17 protein-coding genes are annotated in these 25,714 nt (G+C 29.8%); 6 read left to right on the top strand and 11 right to left on the bottom strand.

What is annotated here, in order from left to right:
- Positions 1 to 1,066 precede the first annotated feature (1,066 nt).
- From GQS57_RS00005 to GQS57_RS00020, 4 genes are all read right to left on the bottom strand, one after another.
- Entirely contained in the window at positions 1,067 to 1,933 is an 867-nt protein-coding gene (locus GQS57_RS00005; RefSeq protein WP_165729999.1) for a hypothetical protein, read from the bottom strand.
- Positions 1,934 to 1,965: 32 nt separating this feature from the next.
- Positions 1,966 to 3,837: a SusD/RagB family nutrient-binding outer membrane lipoprotein gene (locus tag GQS57_RS00010; RefSeq protein WP_165730001.1), complete on the bottom strand. Its 1,872-nt coding sequence runs from the start codon at positions 3,835 to 3,837 to the stop codon at positions 1,966 to 1,968.
- A 5-nt stretch (positions 3,838 to 3,842) separates the two neighbouring features.
- Positions 3,843 to 6,923, bottom strand: a complete 3,081-nt coding sequence (locus GQS57_RS00015) for a SusC/RagA family TonB-linked outer membrane protein (protein ID WP_165730003.1) — start codon at positions 6,921 to 6,923, stop codon at positions 3,843 to 3,845.
- Between the two features lie 777 nt (positions 6,924 to 7,700).
- On the bottom strand, positions 7,701 to 9,704 hold the full coding sequence (locus GQS57_RS00020; RefSeq protein ID WP_165730005.1) for a BCCT family transporter: 2,004 nt from the start codon (positions 9,702 to 9,704) through the stop codon (positions 7,701 to 7,703).
- 487 nt (positions 9,705 to 10,191) lie between these two features.
- Between GQS57_RS00020 and porQ the strand changes: the two genes are divergently transcribed.
- Positions 10,192 to 11,214: a type IX secretion system protein PorQ gene (gene porQ, locus GQS57_RS00025; RefSeq protein ID WP_165730007.1), complete on the top strand. Its 1,023-nt coding sequence runs from the start codon at positions 10,192 to 10,194 to the stop codon at positions 11,212 to 11,214.
- 1 nt (position 11,215) lies between these two features.
- Positions 11,216 to 11,908 carry a (d)CMP kinase gene (cmk, locus tag GQS57_RS00030; RefSeq protein ID WP_165730009.1) on the top strand — a complete coding sequence of 231 codons (693 nt, stop codon included), beginning with the start codon at positions 11,216 to 11,218 and terminating at the stop codon, positions 11,906 to 11,908.
- 155 nt (positions 11,909 to 12,063) lie between these two features.
- Here the strand turns inward: cmk and GQS57_RS00035 are convergent, their stop codons facing one another.
- Positions 12,064 to 12,693, bottom strand: coding sequence for a 7-carboxy-7-deazaguanine synthase QueE (locus GQS57_RS00035; RefSeq protein ID WP_165730011.1), 630 nt, complete (start codon positions 12,691 to 12,693; stop codon positions 12,064 to 12,066).
- 242 nt (positions 12,694 to 12,935) lie between these two features.
- On the opposite strand from GQS57_RS00035, the gene rpsA reads away from it, so the two are divergent.
- Positions 12,936 to 14,747, top strand: a complete 1,812-nt coding sequence (gene rpsA / locus GQS57_RS00040; protein WP_165730013.1) for a 30S ribosomal protein S1 — start codon at positions 12,936 to 12,938, stop codon at positions 14,745 to 14,747.
- 281 nt (positions 14,748 to 15,028) lie between these two features.
- On the opposite strand, the gene GQS57_RS00045 is transcribed toward rpsA, so the two are convergent.
- The 4 genes from GQS57_RS00045 to GQS57_RS00060 all read right to left on the bottom strand — a co-directional run bounded on the left by GQS57_RS00045 (position 15,029) and on the right by GQS57_RS00060 (position 20,471).
- Positions 15,029 to 16,567: a PepSY domain-containing protein gene (locus GQS57_RS00045; protein WP_165730015.1), complete on the bottom strand. Its 1,539-nt coding sequence runs from the start codon at positions 16,565 to 16,567 to the stop codon at positions 15,029 to 15,031.
- Between the two features lie 2 nt (positions 16,568 to 16,569).
- Positions 16,570 to 16,869 (bottom strand): hypothetical protein, encoded by a 300-nt coding sequence (locus GQS57_RS00050; protein WP_165730017.1) that lies wholly within the window; start codon positions 16,867 to 16,869, stop codon positions 16,570 to 16,572.
- Positions 16,870 to 17,274: 405 nt separating this feature from the next.
- The gene (locus GQS57_RS00055) at positions 17,275 to 17,991 is read right to left on the bottom strand and encodes a DUF4198 domain-containing protein (RefSeq protein WP_165730019.1); all 717 of its coding nucleotides are present in this window, start codon (positions 17,989 to 17,991) and stop codon (positions 17,275 to 17,277) included.
- Positions 17,992 to 18,074: 83 nt separating this feature from the next.
- Positions 18,075 to 20,471 carry a TonB-dependent receptor gene (locus GQS57_RS00060; protein WP_165730021.1) on the bottom strand — a complete coding sequence of 799 codons (2,397 nt, stop codon included), beginning with the start codon at positions 20,469 to 20,471 and terminating at the stop codon, positions 18,075 to 18,077.
- Positions 20,472 to 20,546: 75 nt separating this feature from the next.
- On the opposite strand from GQS57_RS00060, the gene GQS57_RS00065 reads away from it, so the two are divergent.
- The 3 genes from GQS57_RS00065 to GQS57_RS00075 all read left to right on the top strand — a co-directional run bounded on the left by GQS57_RS00065 (position 20,547) and on the right by GQS57_RS00075 (position 23,885).
- A complete protein-coding gene (locus GQS57_RS00065) occupies positions 20,547 to 21,554 on the top strand; it encodes a helix-turn-helix transcriptional regulator (RefSeq protein WP_165730023.1) in 1,008 nt (335 codons plus the stop codon).
- Positions 21,555 to 21,628: 74 nt separating this feature from the next.
- On the top strand, positions 21,629 to 23,020 hold the full coding sequence (gene glmM, locus GQS57_RS00070) for a phosphoglucosamine mutase (protein WP_165730025.1): 1,392 nt from the start codon (positions 21,629 to 21,631) through the stop codon (positions 23,018 to 23,020).
- Between the two features lie 4 nt (positions 23,021 to 23,024).
- Positions 23,025 to 23,885 carry a hypothetical protein gene (locus GQS57_RS00075; RefSeq protein ID WP_240915402.1) on the top strand — a complete coding sequence of 287 codons (861 nt, stop codon included), beginning with the start codon at positions 23,025 to 23,027 and terminating at the stop codon, positions 23,883 to 23,885.
- Positions 23,886 to 23,917: 32 nt separating this feature from the next.
- On the opposite strand, the gene GQS57_RS00080 is transcribed toward GQS57_RS00075, so the two are convergent.
- Together GQS57_RS00080 and GQS57_RS00085 are read right to left on the bottom strand one after the other, a co-directional pair.
- Complete coding sequence (locus tag GQS57_RS00080) at positions 23,918 to 24,808, bottom strand: lysophospholipid acyltransferase family protein (protein ID WP_165730027.1); 891 nt, start codon at positions 24,806 to 24,808, stop codon at positions 23,918 to 23,920.
- Between the two features lie 11 nt (positions 24,809 to 24,819).
- Positions 24,820 to 25,713, bottom strand: a complete 894-nt coding sequence (locus GQS57_RS00085; protein WP_165730029.1) for a lysophospholipid acyltransferase family protein — start codon at positions 25,711 to 25,713, stop codon at positions 24,820 to 24,822.
- Between the last annotated feature and the right edge of the window lies 1 nt (position 25,714).

Consider the following 25,714-nt stretch of genomic DNA (forward strand, 5'->3'; position numbering starts at 1 on the left):
GTTAAGCCCAATCGCGCCGATGGTACTGCATTTATGTGGGAGAGTAGGTCGCCGCCTTTCTTTAATACGGAATAAACTCCGTATCTATAAACCTCAATTCTTCGGAATTGAGGTTTTTTTTTGTGATAAACTGAAATTGTGTGTATGATTTTGTGACGGTACTCGTTACTAACGAGCACTAGCTTAGATTCAACTATCTAACTTGTCATTTTGACGGCAGGAAAAATCTCAGATGCTTGATCATACACTACATTTTATTGTTATGTGATTTCTCCCGAAAGGTTGAAAATATAAACTGGTTGTAAAATATGTTAATCATTGACGGTACTCGTTACAAACGAGCACTAGCCATAAATTAGTCATTGTTATTTGGTCAATCTTATTTTTTTTGATATTATGAATGTTGACTAAGTTGTTTATATGCTGAAACAAGTTCAGAATGACTAGTTTTTTTTAAGGCTCCTTTTGCTTTAATTTAGTATTGGAATGTTTTTTTTGGAAAACCTTATATAGAAGCTAGTGTAAAACAGATTATTATTATTATTATGTGATTTCTGAGTCGCTTAAAAATCTCTTTTCGTATTGACAATCTTGATGGTTATTAGGTACGTTAATTGTTCTATACTAATGAAAATAAATAAAAATTGTAACTTCAAAGTATTCAAAAGTCTTATAAAAGTGATATCAGTAGTACTTTTAGGATTTTAGGACTTTTTTAAAAAGGTACAAATGACAAATTATTTTAAATCAAATTGTAATTTCTAAGCAATAATAAGTCTTATGATATTTATAAGATGATTCTCAAAAGATGTATATTAATTACTTTCTATTCTTTTAATATAAACTGAATGTTTTTTTGCGTGAAGGATAGTAACGAAAAGCCCACAGTGAGGTACGAGCGAGGACTTGTAGTGGATAGCCTGACCATGCTTTCTTGCATGGGCACGCCCTAATGATTTTCACTTTTGTTTATATTGTCTTTAATAATTTATATAGGTATAAAAACATTAAAGCCAGTTCTATAGTAAATTAGAACTGGCTTTAATTTATACAAATTTGAAATTATTTATAATGCAGTATATTGATATACTCTACCGTAATAAGATGAGTTACCTACTCGGTATCTAGAAAGAATATGTTGTCTATAACTACCAACATAACCTGTCCAATAATCACTATAGTCATTTAAACTCCATCTAAAAACTTGTAAGCTACCTTGATCAGATCCATCATCTCCAATTACTCTAATGCGGTAATAGTTATATCCATAACCAGAAGATATTTCTATTCGTTTATTTACTGTTACTGGTTCCCATCCTGTTGCTTCTCCAAATAAAACTGGTTCTCCAACATTAAACCATTCACTTCTTTCTCCGGTATCGTTATCTAAAATATATTGATACTGATACTGAAGTCTTAGTGTTGTGGGTACCCCTGGGGTTTCATAAAGTGAATTATGAAATTTAATCCATGTTGTTTCACCTGTGTTTTCTGTAGTTATTTTTGGGTATTCTCCATAATCTACTATAGTTGGGTCTTTATCAAAATCATGCACAATTAGAGTCGTTTTTCCTGCTGGCATTTCAATATTCTTGTCATAGACTAATGTTAAATCATCTACAGCTCCTATATATAGTTTTAGATTTATTAATCCAGATTCTGTAGTATAAAATTTACCACCCGTAGAAGATCTAGGTATAAAGCTATTAATAGGTAATGAATAAGTTTCATTGCTTAATAACTCATCATTTAATTCGATCCTATTTATAGTGCTTGCGGTTCCACTTGCTAGGGGAACTACATAATGTATTTGGAATTGTGCTGTTGTTTCGGTATCAATTTCTGTTGTGTCATATTCTACAACGTGTTCTTCACAGGCTGTAATTAAAAATACACAAACCAGAAAGAGTCCTATTTTAGTTATATTTTTCATGTTTTTTAGATTTCTTAAGTTGAACATATACTTTATTGAGGTAAATCTCCTGGATAGACAAACCATGGAATTGACGTGTGATAATTCTCTGCTGTTCCTGAAATAGGTTTAAGTATTTCTAAAGAAGGTATATTCCACATATATTCTGAATTGAATCGTGGTCTTATTCGGTAACTTGGTGAACCTTCATTTTGTGTGTAATAAGATCCTTTTCTTCCTTCTACTTGTGCAGGTGCTAAATAAAAACCTTTATAAACTTTAGTATCGTCGGTGTCTTTTTTCTGATCTACTAGTGCATGTACAAATCCATTACCTGTGCTAGGAACATCTCCTGAATACTCAATATCATAATTATATTTACGCATATCCACCCAAGCTTCTGAAGCTCCCCATGGGTATAAAGAAACCCATTTTTGCATCATAATATGTGATAATGTAAATTCGTTTAATGGTAATGCTCCAGCATAAGGTCCGTTTAAGTACTCTGATGCAAGTGAATTAAAAACACTTGTTGTAATTTTGTCACCTCCACTAGCACTTCCTTCACTTCCTGTACTTATATAACGAGCTGTTGTTTGCATATCTGCACTAACACCTCTTTTGAAAGCTTCAAAAGCATCTGTTTTTTGACCCAACTTCCAATAGGTTTCTGCTAAACAAAATTGAATTTCAGAGTATGTGGTTAATATATATGGTGCATCATCTCTATAAATCCATCTACCAGTACCATCATGAACTGTACCTTGGTATTGAGAAGATAAGGTTCTTCCGTAAAATGATGGAGCTTGCCCTATAGGTCCTGTACTACCAGTAAATGAACCTCCATAATATTGATACGCTTTTATACTGTCTGTATTATTTAAATTTAAATATGTTGGATTACTTTCTGTAGCCAATTTAACTGCAACTCTAGGATCATAATGACCTAATTCATTTGTTAATGTATCAGTTATAATTTGTTTATCTGCAAGTTCAACCGGATGATAATAGTTTGTAGTATTTATAATATGAATTTTATCTCCTGTTGCATCCTCATATTTAGGAACTGTACCTGTAAATACTTGTACTGCATAATCATGTTGAAAATAGCTGTAACTTAAATTACCTCTTGCCGTTCCCCAAAAATTATTATAGCTACTGTATGGTGCAGATTGTGATCCACCACCTACTGAAACAGTAGCATCATCACTAGGACTTTGGAAAGATTTACCTGCTGCAGTAATTAATTCTTGAGCATATGTTCCTGAAAAGTCTGATTTATTACTTAAAGAAGCTAAATTACGGACAATAATTGCGTATGAAAATTTCTTCCACATTTCTTTATCACCACCATAAATAAAGTCATTATTAGTTAATTTATCACCATATGATTGATCGTCAGTTTTTTCTAACATTTCAATAGCTTCATAAGCCCATTCACGAACTTGAGTGTAGACATCTTTTTGATAATCATAATCATGCTGTAGTAAACTAGGTACAAATGCATCATTCATTGGTATTTCTCCATGAACTTTTGTCAATAAATCCCAACTGTAAGCTTTCATTGCTAAACCAATTCCTGCTAAGGTCCAATCTTCTGCTTCTATAGATTGATTGATTAAGTTTTCTAGATTTTGACCTTGACTCCAATAAGTCATTCTCCAAATTTCTCCTCCAGCATCGCTTCCTAAATTATAGTAATTGCTAGCAAAACTTGTGTAACTACTTGTACCCATCATTTGTGTCATCGGAGCAATTGCTCTTAGATCATAATAAATACCTTGGTATTGTTGGGTAATTCCTGCTAGGTATAAATATCCTTCTACTTCAGCAGGTGCATCTATATTATTATTTACATCGAGATATTCTTCACAGCTAGTAAAACTGAAAAAAGCTATAAGTATGTATATTAATTTATTTTTCATGATTTTTAATTTAAGGTTAAACTGATTCCTACTGAATAGCTACGAGGATTTGGAATAGACCAAATATCAATACCTTCACCACCCGTACCTCCTGCAGCTGCAGAAACTGAGTTACCCACAGCATCAATACCTGAATAATTTGTCCAAGTAAATAAGTCGTTTGCTACAAAATATAGGTTCACTTGAGAAAAAAGTTTAGATTTATTAAGTAATTCTTCATCTAGACGGTAAGAAAAACGTAATTCTTGCATACGTAAATAGTTTACATCTTTTTCTAGCCAATCTTCGTCTCCTCCTGAAAATATAGAAGAGCCATACATACTATAATCTACTGCTATTGTATTTTGAGTTGGGTTAGCTGAATTCTCATTACCATCTTGAATAACACCATTAAATATTTGTGGACCACTTTCTCTTAAGTCTACTGATTCCCAACTATTACCTCTATACATCATATCTCGTTTTGTACCATTTACAACAGTAGCTCCTAGACGTCCTGCAAATAAACTAGATAATCTAAAGTTTTTATATTTAAAACTAGTACTCATTCCAAAACGTAATTTTGGTTCTCTGTCTCCAATAATAGACCATTCACTAGCAGTGATAGGCAATCCTGTAGTTGGACTAATTAATATATCACCATTATCATTTCGTTCGTATGCTCTACCTGTTATAGTTGAAATTGATTCACCTTGCATAATACCGTTTCGGATGTTTCCAGAAGTCCAAGTATAGGCATTATAATATTCTGTTACATTTTCTGGTAGAGAAACAACTTCTGAAGTTCCTTGAGATCCATTGATACCAAAATTCCAAGTAAAGTCATTATTTCTTATAATATCAACATCAATATTTGCTTCCCATCCTTTTGTTTTAAATGTACCTACATTTAATGTGTTTAATACAAATCCTGTTGCATAACTTAATCTAAAACCCCTTACTATCTGATCTGAATTTTCTGTTGTAAAATAAGTGAAACTTGTTTTTACTCTATTTTTAAACAAACCTAAGTCTATACCAATTTCATTTGCAGTTGTAATTTCTGGCTTAAGTTCTGGATTAGGACCAGTGTAACCATATTTGAAGCCTCCACCTGTTAAATTAGTTTTTTCTAATTGTGGGTCTATTTGTAAAGGACTTGCATCTTTACCTACTTGAGCCCATGAACCACGTAGTTTAAAATGATTTATAGTTTCATTATCTTTTAAGAAATTTAAATCAGATACAATTAAAGCTCCTTCTACAGCAGGATAGAAATAACTGTTGTTTTCTACAGGCAATGTAGAAGACCAGTCATTTCTAGCTCTTAAAGTAATAAAAGCTAAATTATTATATCCAAATTCGAATGAACCAGAAATTCCTTGTACTCGTCTTGTAGTATTTCTTTGGCTAGATGTTTGTGTTAATGGGTCTGTGTTGTTGATAGACTGAAAATCTGTTGCAATAAAATTACTCCCATAACTACTAGTTCTAGTTACTCCATTTTCTACTTGGTGATATCCTAATTGACCTGAAAATGAAAATTTGTCGTCAAAATATGTATTACTATAACCACCAAGGATATTAATTGTTGGATCAGAAAAATTTGACTGAGTTATGTTATAACTACCTTCACCAGCATTATCATACGCATAATAAGGATGCGTAGATGTTACATAGGTTTGCATACCAACATCCCAACCAACTTGCGCTCTAACAAATGTGTTTTTCATTGGCGTCATATTCAAAGAAATATTACTGATAAATCTATCTGATTCATCATAATACTTATTGTTATTCATTCCAAAAAGAGGATTTAATAAATCTACATCAAGGTAATAATCAGGTGTTCTCATATGGCTACCGTCTTCAGCTAGATAATTACTCATATCATCTACTCTAGGCCATAACATAGCGCGATATAACGGACCTGAAGTACCCGTTCTAACCTTGTTGTTTTCTGTATTGGTATATTGCAAAGCTCCTTCAAAAGTTAACCAATCTGTAACTTCTGCTTTACCAGATAAACTTAAATTAGTTCTTTTGTATTTAGTAGTTTTTACAACACCAGTTTCGTTTAATTGCGAAAAACTACCGCGAATAGTTGCTTTATCAGATCCTCCGTCTACAGAAACATTGTATCGTTGTTGAACACCTGTTTGAAGTATTGCATCAAGATTATCATAAACCTTTGTGTCTTCTGGATACAACCCTCCAAATTTACTTGTGTAATAGTAGTTTGTTGTTCCTTTAGCTCCGTTAGAATATTTGTCTTGCATTTCTGGATAACCATATGCGTTACTAAATTTTAGAAAATTACTAAATCGAACAGTTCCTTTACCAGCAGTACCTTTTTTAGTGGTAATAATAATTGCTCCGTTAGATGCATCTGAACCGTATAATGCCGCAGCACCAGCTCCTTTTAAAATTGTTATAGATTCTACATCATCAGGGTTAAAATCGTTACCTCTAGAAGAAAAGTCCATGTCACGTACAGAAAATTCTCCACCAGCCATTCCGCTCGGATCAAAAGTAGAGTTGTTCATAGGAATACCATCCACTACATAAAGCGGTTGATTATTACCAGATATAGAGGTAATATTTCTAAGAACCACATTGGTAGAGGCACCAGGATTTCCACTTGTAGATCCTACATTAAGACCAGCAACTCGACCTGCTAATGCGGTAATAAAATTTTCTCTACCAGAATCTTCAATAGTTTTTCCATCAACATGCTGAACTGAAGAACCGATACTACGTTTTACACGTTTTAAACCAAATTCTGCAGTTATAACAACTTCACCAAGAACAGAAGTGTCTTCTTCTAAAACTACCTTGGCAGTTGTGCTATTAACAACAACTTCTTTTTTTTGAAAACCAATAGAAGAGAAAACTAGCGTTTTACCTTTTGCAACTGATATATTATAATTTCCATAAAAATCAGTAGATGTTCCTTTATTACTCCCTTTAATTACAATAGTAACCCCTGGTAAAGGCGTATCAATTTTATCAACAACGGTACCTTTCACAACTATGTTTTGTGAAAATAGTACGGAAAATGAAGTTGTAAAAAAAACCAGAAGTGTTACTTTAATTTTTTTAGTCATAGTTATTATTATTGATTAGTTAAGACAAACTTAACATTTTATTACAATAATCTTGCATTTTATTTATTTTTTTTGCGTAATTTTTGCGTTTTTACTGCATTTTTGTAGTTATTTACTGTTGCTTTATTGCGGTATTTTATTTTTATTATATCTAAATATAAAGTATTGTTAATTTTATATACCTGTTTTTATGAATAATATTGATGATTGTTTATAATTGCATTTAGATAAAAAAAATATTTTTTTTATCTTTTCTTAAACGCTCAAGTTGGTGGGGAAGAAGTATATTCTCTTTTATTATTTCAAATTTTTTGAAATAAGTAGAAAATCATATAGTAAATATTACTTTTAGAATGGGAGTGATTATTGAAGCGGTAAAATGATGTCGTTAGAAAACACTTTAGAAATGAAATTTTTATTATTTTCTAATAAATAGAATATCAAGTTTAATAGTATATTCCTCTTTTACTTAAAAAAAGAAAATATGTTACTTAACATTGTTATTACTTATATAGAATTAGCGTTAAATAAGGTTATATTTTAAATATTCAGCTTTTAGACTGTGGTTTTATAAGAAAAAAGTGATTTCTAAAGCTAGATTTTTTATTTTCTTAAACTTATGATAGCCGAATATCTCTTAATAAGGTTTATATGGCTATTACTCACAAAACCTTTGAATGGTTTCGTGAGTAATAGTCATTGTTATGTCGATATTATTGTTTTGACTTCAGTATTTAAAGAGATGCATTTGTTTTAAAAGATGAATATCTCACAGATTTATTTTTTATTAGCATTACTGCTAATAAACATTTCATTTTTTTCTTCGGAAATAATAGCTAAAAGTCTTTCGTAATGTTTTAATACATCAGAAATTAGTTCATCTTTAGTAAAAAGACGTACGTCATATCCTTTTCTATAATCACCAAAATAAGTTATAGGAAGGTATGAACAATCTTCTTCAAATCCTCCAAGGTTGTCTTCATCAATTAAATATTGAGAAACTAATTTTGATTGATTTTTTACACCGTATACAAAATTATTAACGACATCATACTTAATTTCGATTTCTACACTTTTGGGTTTTTCGGAAAAATGAACAGTTGCTTCAATTCCATTATTTACAAATTCTTGATGAAGTTCTTTAAAGGCTGGTTTAACCGTGTTTTCAATAAATTCATCAACAGATTTTTGGTCATCGTATGAAATAATTTGTTTTAAACGTTCTTTCCAAAATAAACCAGACCAAGGGGTTACTTGAAAATCACGTTTGTAATAATCATTATCTATAGCGAGTGCTTTTACAAGGCTCACCACAAATAAAAGAATAATTATAGAAAACGGTAGTGCTGTAATAAGCGTCATGCTTTGTAAGGCTTCAAGCCCTCCAGCATTTAACAAAAATAGGGCTAGAACAGCAAGTAGAATTCCCCATCCTGCAGTTTGCCATTTGGGTGAATTTTGTGAGTTCTTACTAGAGATACTATTCATTACAAACATACCTGAATCTGCAGATGTTACAAAGAAAATAAGAATGATAGAAATAGCTAACAAACTAATTACCTTAGTGAATGGAAGGTATTCTAAAAAATTAAACATCAAGGCATCAGGATTACTAGATAATTCACTAAGTAGTCCATTTGCGACATTAATATCAAACCAAATAGCGCTATTTCCGAATACAGACATCCAAATAAAATTGAATAATGTTGGTATGATTAATACTGCTGAAATAAACTCTCGTATAGTTCTTCCTTTCGAGATTTTAGCAATAAAAAGGCCTACATAAGGAGACCAAGAAATCCACCATGCCCAGTAAAGTATGGTCCAATCGTAAAACCAGGGCAGTGTTTCTTCTTCATAAATATGTGTATTAAATGTTAGTTTAAAAAAGTTATGAATATAACTTCCCATTCCTTCAGTAAAACTACTTATTATATAAACAGTTGGGCCTAGAAATAAAACAAATAATAATAAAATAACAACACTAATAATATTAATATTACTCAGTATTTTAACACCTTTATCTACTCCAGTTACTGCAGAAATAATGGAAATAGAAACCAATACGCCTACTATTATAATCTGATACATAAAACTACTCTCGGGTACTATGTTTAGGGTTTCTAATCCGGAATTGATTTGAACAACACCAAATCCAAGTGTGGTTGTTATTCCAAAAAAGGTACTGCAAAGAGCGAATACGTCAATTGCATTTCCCCATTTTCCTTTAACCTTATCTTTCAGTATTGGATATAAACAGCTTCGTAATGAAAGTGGAAGTTTGTATCTATATGCGAAGTAGGATAATGATAATCCTACAGTACCATAAATAGCCCAGGCATGAATTCCCCAATGGAAAAAAGTATATAACTGAGCATTTTTTGCAGGACTAATAGTACTGTTGCCCATTAATACTTCATTGGAGTAATGTTGCATAGGTTCTGCTACACTAAAATACATTAACCCAATTCCCATACCAGCGGAAAATAGCATTGAAACCCATGAAAAGAAAGAATAGTCTGGCTTGCTATCGTTACTTCCTAGCTTAATATTTCCATACTTACTAAACATTAAATAAACCAAGAAAATAACAAATATGGTAACACACCAAACGTATACCCAGTTAAAGTTAACAAATATGAAGTTTTTAACCTTATTCAGGAGGGTTTCTGTAAATTCAGGAAAAATAGCAGAAATTAGACAAATGGAAATTATAAAAATCAGACTAGGTATAGTTACGCCTTTATCTAAAGTGGTTTTGGATCTAAAAGAATTACTCATATTGTAGTTTTCGTAATATATAGGTTGATTAATTTAGTGGTCTGTTTAATACTGTTTTAAAGAGGTGAAATTTAATTTGTAGTCAAGATAAAGCTAATAAGAAACAATAAATGTAGAAAAACAGTTGTATCGACAAAATTACAATAAAAATAATGAATCTAAAGGATTTCGATAGCCAATGGCCTTTGTATCTAATATGTATTCAGAATAAGCGGAAGATTCAATTTTATACTTTTTGAAGTACCTTTTTAAGACAAAACCATGTATAATTATATTTTTAGAAAATAGGAGGTAGGAACTTATTAGCTTTATATGTCTGTTGAATCTTAATATTAATTATGATGAAATTATAAATATTTCTCAAGAATAATATTCAGGATTATTTTATAATGACATTTATATGAAAATATTTTATAGTTTTAAATAGTAATTTTTATGATGCTACTACGTTATAAAGTATATTTGTAAATTGAAACTAAATTAGTTAATGATAAAATTATTTTTTATTTCTATTTTATTTTTTTCTATCTCCTTAACTGCTCAAGTTGGAGGAGAAGAAGTGTATCAGTTTTTAAATATTTCTACTTCTGCGAGACAAGTAGCTTTAGGTGGTGAAGTTTTAACACTTTTAGATGATGTTAACCAGCCAATTTGGAATCCTTCTGTGATAAGTGTTGAAATTGATAATAAATTATCTGCAAATTACACGAGTTACTTAGCTGGTATAAACATTGGTTCTTTAGCATTTGCAAAAACTATTTCTAGAAGATTTGGAACGATACACGGAAGTATTAAATATATTGATTATGGTTCTTTAATAGGAGCTGATGAGGAAGGAAATGAAACAGGTAATTTTAATGCTAGTGATATTGCAGTTTCAGCGGGGTATGCTCTAAATATACCAAGATCAAATATTTTTGTTGGTGCTAATTTGAGGTTTATCAATTCTAATATTGATAGTTATAGTTCTGTTGGTGTTTCTGCAGATTTAGCAATTTTATATAATAGTCCTTATAAACCCTATACATTTACTTTAGTTGCCAGAAATATTGGTACTCAAATACAAACATATAATGGTGTAAAAGAAAAAATGCCGTTTAAAGTAGCTCTAGGAGGTTCTTATAAATTAGAGCACGTACCTTTAAAATGGTATGCGACTATAGATAATTTACAAAAATGGGATATTTCTGTAGCGAATCCGTCTGATCAAACAACTGATTTGGAAGGCAATGTTACGAATGAAGATGTAGGTTTTTTAGGAAATACTTTTAGACATTTTGTTTTTGGAGGTGAATTGTTCCCTGAGAGTCTGATTAATTTAAGATTGGGATATAATTTTAGAAGAGCAGCGGAATTAAAATTACAAAACGCTAGAACTTTTAGTGGTTTCTCTTATGGCTTTGGAATTCAAATGAACAGATTAAAGTTCAATTATGCGTATTCTAAATTTCATTCTGCAGCAAATGCAAGTACTTTTAGTTTATTAATAGATTTAGATAGTAGAAGGTAATATGAATAAAAAAATTATAATAGCTATTGATGGTTTTTCATCAACAGGAAAAAGTACCATTGCTAAATTAGTAGCAAAAAAGTACAATTATATTTATGTAGATACAGGTGCAATGTATAGAGCAGTTACCTTATTTGCTATGAACAATAACTTTGTGAGTAAAACTCATTTAGATGAAAAAGGACTTATTTTAAACCTAAAACATATTTCTCTTACATTTCAATTTAATGAAGATTTAGGTTTTGCTGAAATGTTTTTAAATGCTGAGAATGTAGAAAAAGAGATTAGAACTTTAGCTGTTTCTCAATTGGTTAGTAAAGTTGCTGCTATTTCTGAAGTAAGAAAAAAGTTAGTAGCCGAACAGCAACTGATGGGAAAAAACAGCGGTATTGTTATGGATGGTAGAGATATTGGTACGGTTGTTTTTCCGGATGCTGAATTAAAGTTGTTTATGACCGCTTCTGCAGACAAGAGAGCTACAAGACGTTATAAAGAATTGATTGATAGAGGTGATAAAGTAGATTTTAAAGACATCCTTTTTAATGTAGAAGAAAGAGATAGAATAGATTCTACCAGAAAAGACTCTCCTTTAATGAAAGCAAAAGACGCTATTGAGTTTGATAATTCTGATATGGGAATTAACGAACAGTTTGATCGTATTTGTTCTATAGTAGATAGAAGAATCGAGGATTAGTTTAAAGCTTACAAATAGTCTAGGCCTGATTGAACCTTTCGTCAAGCTCAAGACATGCTAATTGTTTGAGCTCTTTTTTATTCCTTTTTAGGATAAGAAAAGCGAGTAGTGAAAGCAGGAAATAGCTTCTAATAAAAGTATAAAATACCTGAATATTATGGAATATTCAGGTATTTGTGTGTTTGTAAAGAAATTTTCCACTTTGGATTTTTCATTACATAGTCTACAATTTCTGCAGTCATCTTTTCTTTTTTACTCCATTCTGGCTGTAAATAAAGTTGACATTTAGCACTAACTTTAGCGGCTTCTTGCTCAGCAAAATCAAAATCAGATTTGTTATGAATAATCATTTTTAATTCATCTGCTTCAGGATAACATTCGGCTAAAGGCATTTTTGTTTTCTTAGGCGAAAGGCAAAACCAATTCCATTTTCCTGAAAAAGAATACGCTCCAGAAGTTTCTATATGCGTTCTAATATTGTTTTTCTGAAGGTTTTCTGTAATATAATCCATAGACCACATTAAAGGCTCACCACCAGTTATAACAACGGTATTAGCATATTTTTTAACGTTATCTACAATAGTATCTGCTAAAGTAGGTGGGTGCAATTCAGCGTTCCAACTTTCTTTAACATCGCACCAATGACAACCTACATCGCAACCACCAACTCTTATAAAATAAGCGGCAGTACCTGTATGAGCACCTTCTCCTTGTATGGTATAGAACTCTTCCATTAACGGAAGCATTATTCCTTTATCTACTAAATCTTTTGTATTTTTATCCATCTTCATTAAAATCTACCTAAAAGGTTTTAAGGGTGCAAAGGTAGTTTTTTGTATATCAACAATAAAAGGAATAATAAATTAATTGTAAAGTGTTATAAATCAAAACATTTTTGTAAATTTGCACTCCTTTTTACGAGAACAGATTTATAAAAGGAATATTTAAAACAATTTATAAAAACAACTCTTTGCGTTTATATCGTTAAAATCTGATAAACAATAAGATACAAAATTATTATTCAGAAATGTCTGAAGAAACAAAAAACACTGAAGAGCAGGTAGCTGCTACTGAAGTACAAGCAACAGCGACTCCAGCTGTAGATCCAACACAATTTTTAGCTGATTTTAACTGGCACAAATACGAACAAGGTATTGAAGCTGTTGATGAAGAAAAATTACAAGCATTTGAAAAAGCGTTAGAAGGAACTGTAGGTTTTGTAAACGAGCGTGACGTAATTGAAGGAACTGTAATCAGAATTACTGATAGAGATGCAATCATCGATATCAATTCTAAATCTGAAGGAGTTATTTCTTTAAACGAATTTCGTTACAACCAAGGTTTAAAAGAAGGAGATACTGTAGAAGTATTAGTTGACAAAAGAGAAGATTCTTCTGGTCAATTAGTATTATCTCACAAAAAAGCAAGAGTTATTAAAGCATGGGAACGTGTTAACAATGCTCATGAAACTGGTGAAGTAGTTAACGGTTTCGTTAAATGTAGAACTAGAGGTGGTATGATTGTAGATGTTTTCGGAATTGAAGCATTCTTACCAGGATCTCAAATTGACGTTAAGCCAATTAGAGATTACGATCAGTATGTTGAGAAAACAATGGAATTCAAAGTTGTTAAAATCAACCACGAATTTAAAAACGTTGTTGTATCTCATAAAGCTCTTATTGAAGCTGATATTGAATTACAGAAAAAAGAAATTATTGGTCAATTAGAAAAAGGACAAGTATTAGAAGGTATTGTTAAAAATATTACTTCTTATGGTGTCTTTGTTGATTTAGGTGGTGTAGACGGATTAGTACATATTACTGATTTATCTTGGTCTAGAATCAATCATCCAAATGAGGTTGTAGAATTAGATCAAAAATTAAACGTTGTAATTTTAGACTTTGATGATAACAAATCTAGAATTCAATTAGGATTAAAACAATTATCTGCTCATCCTTGGGAAGCTTTAAACAACGAATTAAAAGTTGGTGATAAAGTAAATGGTGAAGTTGTTGTTTTAGCTGATTATGGTGCGTTTGTAGAAGTAGAACAAGGAGTAGAAGGGTTAATTCACGTTTCTGAAATGTCTTGGTCAACTCACTTACGTTCTGCACAAGATTTCGTAAAAGTTGGAGATAAAGTTGAAGCTCAAATTTTAACTTTAGACCGTGAAGACCGTAAAATGTCTTTAGGTATCAAACAATTACACCCAGATCCTTGGACAGATATTACTACTAAATATCCTGTAGGTTCTACTCACACTGGTACAGTTCGTAACTATACTAACTTTGGTGTATTCGTAGAATTAGAAGAAGGTATTGATGGTTTAGTTTATATCTCAGACTTATCTTGGACTAAGAAAGTGAAACATCCTTCAGATTTTGTAACTGTTGGTGATAAACTAGAAGTACAAGTATTAGAATTAGATGTAGAGAACAGAAAGTTAAACTTAGGTCATAAGCAAACACAAGATAACCCTTGGGATGCACATGAAGCTACGTATGCAATCGGTTCTAAACATGAAGGAACAATCAAAGAAAAGAATGATAAAGGAGCAGTTGTAACTTTCGCTGATGGCGTAGAAGGATTTGCTCCAACAAGATTCTTAGAAAAAGAAGATGGTTCTAAATTAGAAAAAGGAGACAAAATCGAATTTGTAGTTTTAGAATTCTCTAAAGAATACAGAAGAGTTGTTGTTTCTCATACATCTTTATTTAAAGAGCAAGAGAAAAGAAATGTGAAAGTTGCCGTTAAGAAAGCAGCAGACGCAGAAAAAACTACCTTAGGAGATATTGGTGGTCTTGCAGCATTAAAGAAAAAAATGGAAGAAGGTAAATAATCATTTACATTTCTAATATATTTTAAAAGCCGATACAATTTGTATCGGCTTTTTTGTGCATTAAATTTCTAAGAACTTTGTAGGTCCCCCGTATTCAAAAAAAGATTTTCTATTTACCTCTTAACGTAATCTTCTTGCCAAATTTCAAGAATTATTAAAGATTAATCATTTTTAATCACAGGGAGATAGTCAAGGGGGAAATTCCCTAGCCTTGTCTAGAAATGAAAAACATTTAATTCGGAAGAATACCTCGTATACTTGGGGTGAGATTGATGTTTTTTTTATGTTTTTTTTAATTTTAAGGATATCCAAAGTGTTAATGATGCTAGAACAAGCCAGAAAACATCTATAAATAAAAGCTGAAACTGTTGATTGCTAAACGAATTCCAAAACCAGTTACCAGTCATTATCCCGTTAGAAACAGGAATGAAAAACCCAATAATACTACCCGAAAGTAACGTGTATTTATTTATAAAGTGCAAATCTTTTTTTTTGATAAAAAAGAGGGTTAATAATAACCAACCAATAAAATAGAAGTTATAAATAAAAGAAGAACTTGTTGGTTGATATACTTTTACAGCAATAAAAGATAATGCTGTTATTGGATACATACTTAAACAAATTGCTAAATAAATTCTTACAACACGTTCATTAAATCGACGTTTTTTATCAGGAACATTTTTTTTGTCTCTTGCAATTAACCAAATCATTACCCCAGAAATAATAACAAAACAAGAAACCAATCCTAAAATAAAGCTAATCAGTTTTAAAGGAATTCCACCATAATCTCCATAATGAATTCTAAACAACACATTTTTTACCCCATCTAAATAAGAAGTTTCTGTTATTGGATTTTTTTTAGAAACGATTTCACCAGTTTTTACATTAAAAATGGCTTCTCCAACTCCATTAAATTTAGAAGTGTAATCTATATGACCATTTACTAAAACATGCATATTTTCATCTTTATAATTAAAAACATGAATTTCTATGACATTAAAGTCATTCCATAATTTTTTAGTTGTTTCTACATATGAATTTACACTACAGTCAGAAGAAATTGTTTTATTGTTAAATTGATATTGAGGATGAGTATATTCTAAATCTTCATATAATTGAGCACTATCTCCATCATATAAAACAAAAACACTAGGAGCTACTAAAAGTAGTTTAATCATAAAAAAAGCACCAGTTACAGCATATACAAACTGAAATGGTAAACCTATAAGACCTAGCGCCGTGTGTGCATCTGTCCACATCGTTTTTAGTTTTGCTAAAGGTCTAAAAACATAAAAATTAGCAATCATTTTTTTCCAATGAATAATAACTCCTGTAATAATTGCAAATAAGAAAAAGATGGCAACAAAACCAGCAAGATAATATCCAATAGGGTAGTAGATTTGAGCCAAAAAATGTAAACGATATAAAAATTCACCTAGAGTATAGGAATTATTATAGGTGTGCTCTGTTTTGTTTTTTGTGTCAATATAGAAAAATTTTGCACCTTCTAATTTTTCAGAATTTAAGGTGTCTTTTGAAGCAGACATAGAAACGGCTACTCGTTGTTCTATATAATATTTTTTAAGTTCTATATCTCTACCATTAAGATTGTATTTTTTATGTAAAGAATCTAGCGTTTCATCAAAGTCTAATTGAATATCATCAGTAATTTCTACAGATTGATTTCTTTCCCAGTTTACAATTTCATCTCTAAAAAACGAAAATGAACCAGCAAAGAAAATGATATAAAGCACAACACTTATTACAATTCCGCTAACTGTATGTGTGTGAAAAATGATATTATAAGTTCTGTTTTTCATTTTTAAGAAATAATAGGATTGTAAATTTTACCAACATAAATAATCATTGAAAATAGAATTGTTAATAGTAAATAAATACCCCAAACTTTCCATCCATTTTTTGCGAGAAAAGCTAGAATCATTAATACAGCCCAAAGAATAAAACCTGTATAAGTTGATGTAATTATAACATTTACATGATTAAAAATAAATGAGATTGCTAAATGAAATGATATTGTAACGAAATAACCACCTAAAAATCCAGCAGTAATTTTAGCGAAACGTTGCCAATTAGATGATAAGTATTTTGGATTTGCTGGCATAAATTAAAAGATGAAAAGTTCAAATATTAAAAATACTAGAAAACAATAAAAAACACTTTTGTAATTTAAATAACCCATTGGAAATAGAAGAATAATTAAACCTCCTAATGTCATTAGAATGACAAAAAAGATTAAAATTCCTGCTCCAAAACCAAATAAGTATATGTTTAATATTATTGAAATAATTAATAATATAAAAGCTATTTTTTTAGTTAATTGAATGTTTTTATCTATCCAAATATTTGATTTTTTAGGATCGTATTTTACAGTTTTTTTAGATGTATTATAAAATAAATAAAAAGATAGAAATATAATAAAAGTAGTTATAGAAACCATATTTTTTTAAATGAAAACAACTCTGAAAACAATTTATCTTCAGAGTTGTAATGATGTTTAGCTTAAAAATTATTTAATACAATAGGTTGCACAATGCCAAATAAATTGATAATCTTTTCCTTTAAATTTTCCAGGAACTTTTTCACTAAAAGTAGTTTCTAAAATGTATTTAGATTTCCAAGGAAGTTTAAATGATATAACACCACCCTTGTCTGTCTTTAAGGTTTTAGACCATAAATCTGCAACATAAATTTTTACCTCATTTTCTTTTAAAGCTTCTCCTTTATATAAAACTTGCAACTTCATTTCATTTTCATATTTAGAAATGTCTTTTACGGTAATTCCGTTTTTGTTGTCAGCTATAGTTTCAGAAGTTTTTTCACCAATTTGTATTTTAGCACTAGAATTATAATGCGTTTTAAAAATTCCGAAATCATATTGAGTATAATCGATTACATCAATTTTATCATTGTTTAAAACAATTGTATGTGTTCCATTATTTTTAGGAGTAAACTTTGCTAAATAATGATTTTCTCTAGCAGTAACTTTTAGTTGTTTTTTATTTCCTGTTGCATCTACAATCCAAAGTGTAAAATCTTTTACTTTATGAAAAGCTTCTCCATTTACCTTTTCAATAACCCCATAATTATATTCCCCAAAATAAACTTTAACTTCTTGTTCTTCATTTATTACTCCTGTTGGATTTGTTTCAATCCATAGATAATGTGCAAATGTTTGTAATGTTGCAACTAATATAAATGCGAATGTTAAAAATATCTTTTTCATTGTAATGTTTTTTTAATTTCATCCCTTGCAAATACTTTACAAGGAATGAAATACTACTAAAATTAACTTAACTCAACTAACTTTTAAAATCTATATCTCATACTAGCTGAAATACTTCTTAATTTTTGAGGTGCTACTGTACTCCATCCAGAAAAATATTTTTTATTTGCAATGTTATCTAATTTTAAAATTACAGTTACCTTCTCTTCGGTGTAGGATAAAGAAGTGTTTAAAGTTGTATAACTTGGTAATTCAAAAGAGCCAGTATTAGTGTTATTAAAAACTTTGTTTTCACTAGCATAGTTTCCTCCAAAACCAATACCAAAACCTTTTAATCTTCCTGATTGAGCAGTATAGCTTGTCCAAAAATTAAATAAATCTTCTGGACCTGCTGCTATTGGTCTCAAACCTAAGTAACCCGCTCCTTCTGTTTCTTTTAAAACTTCGCTATTATTATGGCTAAAACCAGTAATAATATTCCATCCTTTAACTGGGCTTGCAATGAAACTTAATTCAAGACCTTTACTTTCGACTTCTCCTCCTTGTAATGTGTTGTTTACATTATTTGGATCTGCCATTAATTTGTTAGAGACATTGATGTTATAATAACTTACCGTTGCAGATAATTTGTTTTTAAATAAATTTGCTTTCATCCCTACTTCAAATTGATTTGCTTTTTCTGGATCGAAAGATTTTATAGTAGGGTTTGTACCATCTGCATCTGAAACCTCTTGAGGAGACACATTAGAGAATCCATTCATATAATTTGTAAATAAAGACAACTTGTCTTTGATAGGTTGATATACTAATCCAAATTTCGGAGAAAAGGCTGTTTGGTCGTCATTTGTTTCGTCATCTCCACCTTGAAAAACATATACTTCATTTCCTTTAAATAAATCTACTCTTAAACTAACCATTGCAGATAGTGTAGGTGTTAAATTTAATACATCCGAAAAATAAGCACTATACGTCTCTTGTTCTGCTTCAGTATTTGAAACACTTGTAACTGCTAATAAATTATCTACAGCAGATTGTGATAAAATAGAGGTACTTAGTCCGTCATCTAGAGTTACTTGCCCAAGTAAATTCCAACCAGTAGCATTATTTCTTAAGTTAGTATTAAAATAATCTAACCCTACTACTAAACGATTTCTTAATTTACCGATTTTAAAATCACCAATAAAATTTTGTTGAATATCAATTGTTTTTGTTTCATTATTTAATTTTGAGATATAATGATTAATGGCATTTCCATCAGTAGAACCCCATAAATAAGAGTAGTAACCGTCTGCAGTAGTTTTACCTGTAGAAAATACAGTTTGAGAAGTCCAAGTATCTGATAATTTGTAAAGTGCTTGAGCTTGTAAGTTAAATGTAGGGTTCTCAATAGATAAATTGTTACTTGTAAATGAATTTTTGTAGTTTTTCTCAAAAATATCAATATTGTTATCCAATATAGCTGTAGAACCACTTAAAAAAAGCATAGGTGCATTTACAGATTTTCTTTTTAATATTTCTGTATTTACAATAAAACTTAATTTTTCATTTGCAATAAATTTTAGAGAAGGTGCAAAATAAAAAGAGTTATTCATACCCGCATCTTGAAAGCTGTTTTCAGTATGATAGGCAGTATTAATTCTTAAAAAAGTATCATTACTATCTCCAAGTGGAGTGTTTATATCTGCCGTAACTCTATTTAACCCATAGGTCCCGGAAGTATATGATATTTCTCCTCCAAAAGTTTCATAAGGTTGTTTTGTTACTACATTGATTAATCCTCCATACGAAATTAAACTACTTCCATAAAGTGTTCCTGACGGACCTTTAATAACTTCAATTCGTTCAATATTTGAAGGATCTAAACCTCCATTATTTAATCCAGGTAACCCATTTAATAATGTAGGTTGTACTGCAAATCCACGTAAAGAATAATATTCTGCTCCATCACCTCCACGCCCAGTAGACTCCCATAATCTGGTAACTCCTGTTGCATTTTTAATAGCATCATTTAAATTGGTAACTACTTGCTCTTTTAATAATTCACTAGAAATTGAATTATATACTTGCGGGTTTTCTATATCTGCTAAAGGCATTTTAGAGACATAAACACTTTCTTTTGTAGAAAATTTGTTTTTCTTATTACTATTAACAATTATTTGATTTAATTGTTCTTGATTTTGAATCAAAATAATTTTTGGTAATTTCAATTTTTTCCCCTCTTCAACTGTAAAAGGAATTAGTTTTGATTTGTAACCAATATATGTAATTGATAAATTATAATTACCGGATTGTACATTCTCTATTTTAAACGCTCCTGAATGATTACTTATAGTTCCTTTATTTGTCTTTTTTATTATTATGTTAACATTAGAAATTGGGCTGTTTTTTTGTGTTACAATTTTACCTGTAATAGATCCTTTTTGAGCACTTATTAGTGATGTAGAAAATAGTATTACTAAAATTATTAATTTTTTTATCATTTTTATTTGTTATTTGTATTTAGTCTAAATAAATTTACCACAAATGTAAACAAGTAATAGAATTTAAAAAGACGCATGCAGAATAAAAAAAGACGTGATTTTGAAAATTGTAAAATTTTGGATTTAGAAGCTCTAAAATCAAATTTTATTAATAAGATAGCTGTTGAAAAATCTAAGAATAAATATTGTGGTTTTCTCTGTATCGAATATGAAATTTTACAAGAATTTGGTGTTGGATCAATTATCGAATTACAATTTAATTGTATGTCTATATTAATTAGTAATTTTTTATTAAGTTCAGACTTAGTTGTTTTAGAGAAAATTGAAGAAAGAAGATTACAATTGTCCTTCCTTATAGAAGGAGAAAAAATAATGTCATTTGATAATAGTAGCGATGATATTTTATATGAAAGTCAAGAGTCTTATATGGCATTCATTAAAAGTTTTGATGGTTTTTACAGAATAACAAAAAGTAAACCATACAGAGAGGTTGAAATAAAACTATCAAATGAGTTTTTAGATCAACATGGATTAAATAAAGGATTAATTTATAAAAAGATTACAGATAAGGATCTCATTATTCCAATTACAGAAGATATAATAATATTATTATCAAACCTGGAGCTAAAGTATTCAGAAGAGATTTCTTTTAAAATTTTATTGGAAGCTAAAATTTTAGAAATTTTAGCAAGTCAAATAAATAATTATAAGAATATAAATTCGAATCAAACACCTGTAAAAAGTGATAAATTACTAAAAACACTTTATAAGGTAAGGTTATTTTTAAAAAACAATTTAGATAAAAATTATTCATTAAGTCAATTATCACTTCAGTTTGGCTTGAATGAAAATTTATTAAAAACAAAATTTAAGAAAATTTTTGATACTACACTAAATGAATTCTATCATGAAGAAAAAATGAAAAAAGCTAAAAAGTTATTAAAAACAACACAAATTCCTATTTATGAAATTTCGGAACAGGTTGGTTATAAAAATGCAACTCATTTTAGTGCAGCGTTTAAACGTTATTTTAAGGAAACACCTAATGCTTTTAGAAACACATTAGGTGTTTATCATTTATAAAAAAAGCCTCAATAAAAAAGGCTTATTATTTATAATAATTTATATTTGTTCCGCTTAAAAAGACAATAAAAAATATGACATTAATAAAATCAATTTCAGGAATTAGAGGAACCATTGGCGGAAAAACTGCTGATAATTTAACACCAATAGACGCTGTGAAATTTGCTTCTGCTTACGGAGCATTTATTAAGGCAAGAAACCCTGGTAAGAAAAAAATAAAAGTAGTAGTGGGTAGAGATGCTCGTATTTCTGGTAAAATGATTTCTAGTTTAGTAGCTAATACTTTAGTAGGGTTAGGAATCGATGTAATTGATTTAGGTTTATCTACAACACCAACGGTAGAAGTTGCTGTTCCTTTAGAAAAAGCGGATGGAGGAATTATCTTAACAGCTTCTCACAATCCGAAACAATGGAATGCTTTAAAATTATTAAATGAAAAAGGAGAATTCTTAAACGGAGCAGAAGGAGAAGAAATTTTAGCTTTAGCAGAAAGTGAAGATTTTTCATTTGCAGAAGTAGATGATTTAGGTTCTTATAAAAAGAATAAAAAATACTTAAAAAAACATATTAAAGAAGTTTTAAATCTAGATTTAGTAGATGTTAAAGCGATTAAAAAAGCAAAATTTAAAGTAGTTGTAGATGGTGTAAATTCTACAGGAGGAATTTTTATTCCTGCTTTATTAAAGAAATTAGGTGTTAAATGTGTAGAGTTATATTGTACCCCAAACGGTGAGTTTCCTCACAATCCAGAACCTTTAAAAGAGCACTTAACAGATATTTCTGAATTAGTAGTAAAAGAAAAAGCAGATTTCGGAATTGTAGTAGATCCAGATGTAGATCGTTTGGCTTTAATTTCTGAAGACGGTTCTATGTTCGGAGAAGAATATACCTTAGTTGCTTGTGCAGATTATGTTTTAGGGAAATTAGGTGGTGGAAACACGGTTTCTAATTTATCATCTTCTAGAGCATTAAGAGATGTAACAGAAAAGCATGGAGGAACGTATACAGCTTCAGCAGTTGGAGAAGTAAATGTGGTTATCAAAATGAAAGAAACCAATACAGTAATTGGTGGAGAAGGAAATGGTGGAATCATTTATCCTGCATCTCATTATGGTAGAGATTCTCTAGTAGGAGTTGCTTTGTTTTTATCGCATTTAGCAAATAAGAAAATATCTTGTAAAGAATTAAGAGATTCGTACCCAAGTTATTTTATGAGTAAAAATAAAATTCAGTTAACTCCAGAAATAGATGTTGACAAGATTTTAGAAACAATGGCTTCTACCTATTCGAACGAAGATGTAAATACCATAGATGGTGTAAAAATTGATTTTGCTGACGAATGGATTCACTTAAGAAAATCGAATACAGAGCCAATTATTAGAATCTACACAGAAGCAAAATCTCAGCAAGCTGCAGACGACTTAGCTGTAAGATTTATCAATGAAATTAAAGCAATAATAGCATAGTATTTTGAAAACAAAAGTAATTATAGGTTCATTTTTATTAATGAGCATCTGTTCTTTTTCACAAGAAAATAGTACAGAAAATATTGATAATTTAAAAAATGTAGAGAAAATAACTAATAAAGGAAAATTCTTTTTTTATTGGGGATGGAACAGGGCTAATTACTCTGATTCTGATATTCACTTTACTGGAGATAATGATAGTTATGATTTTACTTTACGCAATGTAAAAGCAAAAGACAGGCAAACGCCATTTAGTTTTAATGATTATTTAAATCCGGGTAGAATTACCATTCCTCAAAACAATTATAGAATAGGGTATTTTTTAAAAGAAAATTATACAATTTCTATAGGTGTAGACCACATGAAATATGTAATGGTTGCAGACCAAACGGTGAAAATTGATGGAGAGATAAATGCAGGAACTCCATTTGATGGTGTTTATAATAATGATAATCAAATATTATCTGAAGATTTTTTACAGTTAGAACATACCGATGGTTTAAATTATGTAAATGTTGAGTTTAGAAGATTTGATGAAATTGGTCATTTAATTGGTTTAAACCATAAGAACTTTCAAATAAACCTTACGGAAGGTTTAGGAGCAGGAATTTTGTATCCAAGAACAGATATAAAGTTATTTGATCAAGAAAGACATGATGAGTTTCATATTGCAGGTTACGGTTCTTCAGCTGTTATAGGTCTTAATTTAACGTTCTTTAAATATTTCTATATCCAATCAGATTTAAAGTTTGGTTATATTTATATGCCAGATGTTAAAACGACTTATAATCCAAATGATGGAGCTTCTCAAAGTTTTACTTTTTTCCAAAGAAATATACTTATTGGAGGAAGGTTTCACCTTTAAGAATTAAAAAAAAAAAGAAAGTGCCAAAAGTTTTATAAAAACTCTTTTGGCACTTTATCACTATGTTTAAAACGTTTGTGAGACCATAAGTATAACTCTGGTTGTAGTCTTATATTTTCTTCTGTTATTTTGGTGTATTTATCCGTAATTTGATAATCATCAAAATCTTTAGGAGTTTCGGTTATTAATTGAAATTCAACTTCATAATATCCTCTTTTTACTTTTCTTGCCACATAGTTAATTACCACAAAGTCGAATTTTTTTGCTAGCATTTCTGCACCAGTATGTATCGGCACTTTTACACCAAAAAACTCGCTCCAATAATACGTTTTGTGGGGTTGTGGAGATTGGTCACTTAGTAAAATATAAGCAGCTTGAAGCTTATTATCAATATTTTTTTGAATATTAAGAATTGTTTCAGAGGTTTTATAACCATCAATACCAAATCGCTTTCTACTCTTTTTAATAGCTTTTTCGTAATACTTGTTTTGTATTTTAGTGTATGCGCCTAAAATTGTTGTTTCTAAAGCCAGTGGCATACTTGTAGACCATTCCCAGTTTGCTTGATGTGCTCCAACAATTATAATACCTTTTTTCTTCTTACTATAATTATCTACTAATTCTGGGTTTAGAAATTTGTAACGTTTTTGTATCTCTTTCTCACTAATGGAAAAATATTTGACGCTTTCTACAACTAAATCAGTAAAATGTTTAAAGAATTTTTTAGAAATTAATGCTATTTCATCTTCCGGTTTTTCAGGGAAGGCAAGATGTAAGTTTGCTAAAACCACTTTTTTTCGATAGCGAAAAACATAATACACTAAAAAGAAGAAAAAATCTGAAATGATATATAAAACTCTCATTGGTAATATAGAGAGTAGTAAAATTAATGGATATGTAAGTACAAAACTTAATAATTGCATATAGTTGTTATTTATGATGGTAATATCGGAACTTTATTCCTATGTTTAAAACGTTTATGAGACCATAAATAAACTTCAGGTTGATTTCTAATATTTCTTTCTGTTATTTCAATAAATTTATCTGTAAGTTCGTAATTTTTATACTCTTTTGGGTTTTCTGTAATCAATTCAAATTCAACTTCATAATAACCTCTTTTAATTTTTCTGGTCGTCCAGTATACAAAAGACATATCGTATCTTTTAGCTAGAGTTTCTGCACCAGTATGAATAGGTACTTTTATCCCCATAAATTCAGCCCAATAATGAGTATTCTTTATTTGTGGAGATTGATCGCTTAACAAAATATAAATACCTTGTTTTTTATTTACAAAATTTCTATGAAGATTTCTAATAGTATCAGAGGTTCTATATAGGGTTCCACCAAATTTTGAACGAGACATTTTAATTACTTTTTCGAAGTGCTTATTTTGTACTTTGGTATACGCAGCATAAAAATCTGGTTTTTTAATTTGTAAAGGTAAGCCTGTAAGCCATTCCCAGTTTGCTTGATGAATTCCAACTAAAGAAATACTTTTTCCATTTTTAGCAACCTCTTTTAGTAAATCAATGTTTTTATATTTTATTCTTTTAGAAATTTCTTTTTCAGAAATTGTAAATGTCTTTATACTTTCTACAATAAAATCGGTTAAATGTTTAAGAAAACCTTTACTAATTTTTATAATTTCTTTCTCACTTTTTTCAGGAAAAGCCAAATGTAAATTCTCTAAAACTACTTTTTTTCTATAGCCAATAATGTAATAATTTAAGAGATATAGTCCATCCGAAATTATGTATAATATCTTCATAGGAAGTTTAGAAATCAACCAAATAAACGGGTATATAAGACTAAAAACAATTAAATGCATG

It is taken from the genome of Polaribacter sp. 20A6 (genome assembly GCF_011378915.1).
Classification (GTDB): domain Bacteria; phylum Bacteroidota; class Bacteroidia; order Flavobacteriales; family Flavobacteriaceae; genus Polaribacter; species Polaribacter sejongensis.

What these genes read in the sequence shown, in the direction of transcription:
- GQS57_RS00035 (WP_165730011.1), bottom strand. Translation starts at nt 12,693, where the DNA reads ATGGATAAAAATACAAAAGATTTAGTAGATAAAGGAATAATGCTTCCG.
- GQS57_RS00080 (WP_165730027.1), bottom strand. Translation starts at nt 24,808, where the DNA reads ATGCAATTATTAAGTTTTGTACTTACATATCCATTAATTTTACTACTC.
- GQS57_RS00015 (WP_165730003.1), bottom strand. Translation starts at nt 6,923, where the DNA reads ATGACTAAAAAAATTAAAGTAACACTTCTGGTTTTTTTTACAACTTCA.
- GQS57_RS00055 (WP_165730019.1), bottom strand. Translation starts at nt 17,991, where the DNA reads ATGAAAAAGATATTTTTAACATTCGCATTTATATTAGTTGCAACATTA.
- GQS57_RS00045 (WP_165730015.1), bottom strand. Translation starts at nt 16,567, where the DNA reads ATGAAAAACAGAACTTATAATATCATTTTTCACACACATACAGTTAGC.
- cmk (WP_165730009.1), top strand. Translation starts at nt 11,216, where the DNA reads ATGAATAAAAAAATTATAATAGCTATTGATGGTTTTTCATCAACAGGA.
- GQS57_RS00010 (WP_165730001.1), bottom strand. Translation starts at nt 3,837, where the DNA reads ATGAAAAATAAATTAATATACATACTTATAGCTTTTTTCAGTTTTACT.
- GQS57_RS00020 (WP_165730005.1), bottom strand. Translation starts at nt 9,704, where the DNA reads ATGAGTAATTCTTTTAGATCCAAAACCACTTTAGATAAAGGCGTAACT.
- porQ (WP_165730007.1), top strand. Translation starts at nt 10,192, where the DNA reads ATGATAAAATTATTTTTTATTTCTATTTTATTTTTTTCTATCTCCTTA.
- GQS57_RS00005 (WP_165729999.1), bottom strand. Translation starts at nt 1,933, where the DNA reads ATGAAAAATATAACTAAAATAGGACTCTTTCTGGTTTGTGTATTTTTA.
- GQS57_RS00065 (WP_165730023.1), top strand. Translation starts at nt 20,547, where the DNA reads ATGCAGAATAAAAAAAGACGTGATTTTGAAAATTGTAAAATTTTGGAT.
- GQS57_RS00050 (WP_165730017.1), bottom strand. Translation starts at nt 16,869, where the DNA reads ATGCCAGCAAATCCAAAATACTTATCATCTAATTGGCAACGTTTCGCT.
- glmM (WP_165730025.1), top strand. Translation starts at nt 21,629, where the DNA reads ATGACATTAATAAAATCAATTTCAGGAATTAGAGGAACCATTGGCGGA.
- GQS57_RS00060 (WP_165730021.1), bottom strand. Translation starts at nt 20,471, where the DNA reads ATGATAAAAAAATTAATAATTTTAGTAATACTATTTTCTACATCACTA.
- rpsA (WP_165730013.1), top strand. Translation starts at nt 12,936, where the DNA reads ATGTCTGAAGAAACAAAAAACACTGAAGAGCAGGTAGCTGCTACTGAA.
- GQS57_RS00085 (WP_165730029.1), bottom strand. Translation starts at nt 25,713, where the DNA reads ATGCATTTAATTGTTTTTAGTCTTATATACCCGTTTATTTGGTTGATT.